The organism is Streptococcus handemini (genome assembly GCF_040984445.1).
GTDB classification, from domain to species: Bacteria; Bacillota; Bacilli; order Lactobacillales; family Streptococcaceae; genus Streptococcus; species Streptococcus handemini.
Window position 1 is genome coordinate 1 of sequence record NZ_JBFRYH010000126.1, and the last position, 1,008, is coordinate 1,008.

A 1,008-nucleotide genomic window follows, 5' to 3' on the forward strand; every position below is an offset into this window, starting at 1 on the left:
CTACATAGTACTGAGCTGTGACTTCGCCACCCTTCACTTCTTCATAGACATAAGTAACGGTTTGGTGTTTATCTGTAACTTTTCCACCTGCTGGTGCACTATCCTCTTTACGGCCGTCTTCGTCAACAGAGCCCATTGGATATATTCCTTTTGGTACCAACTTATAAACCTTACCGTCTTTTGTTTTCAGAGTTGGTGGACGCAACTCGTCTGTCTTCGTCTGATAGTCAGTGCCTGAATCTTTGTCTTTTACGACTTCTTGTCTACCAAGAACTTCTGTGTCACCTTCTTTGACGAAGTTGATTGGTTTACCATCTGTATCGACATAAGTGACATCGACAGAACCCTTTTGAAGCTCGTAATAGTACACGACACGAGTAGTGCCTTCTACAACTTTGCCAGTTTCTTTTCCAGACACTCCTTCGGTTCCTTCGACACGTTTGTAGATTTTTCCGTCTGCTGTGGTGATAGTTGCTGGGTGGTTATCGGTCGTTGTATAGTCTTCACCTGTTGATGAGGCTGGGGTATCAATCACTGCACCATTCCATGTTGTGCGATCTATGTCATCCTTCTTATCTTGGGTGTCCAAGGTTGAGACATTGCCGATTTTTTGACCGTTGTCGCCAGTTCCTATGATCGGTGTTCCTGTACCTTTTTCACGGTAAAGAACCACGACATCACCCTTGACTTCACGATATACAAAAGTGATTCTCTTCGTTTTGCCTGCTTCAATCGTGCCTTCAGGAGCATCTGTGCCTAAGGGTGTCTCTGTCTCTTTCAAAGCACCGCCGGTTACTGCTCCTACTGGATAGTCTCCACTTGGGACAAGTTCATAGGTTTTTCCTTCGGGAGTTTTTGCACTGTTTGGACGGTCGTCCACTGTATTATAAGGAGTATTAGCTTTTCCATCTGTGACAACCTTTTGGTCACCTTCTACAATCTCGTCTCCCTTTTTAAAGCGAAGTGGATTTCCTGCTTCGTCCACATAGTTGACAATGACTGAACCTG

1 protein-coding gene is annotated in these 1,008 nt (G+C 44.7%); it reads right to left on the minus strand.

The window, feature by feature from the left end; genetic code table 11:
* Positions 1–1,008, minus strand: a 1,008-nt coding sequence (locus ABPH35_RS10910) for a MucBP domain-containing protein (protein WP_368849828.1), incomplete at both ends; no start/stop codon positions are given.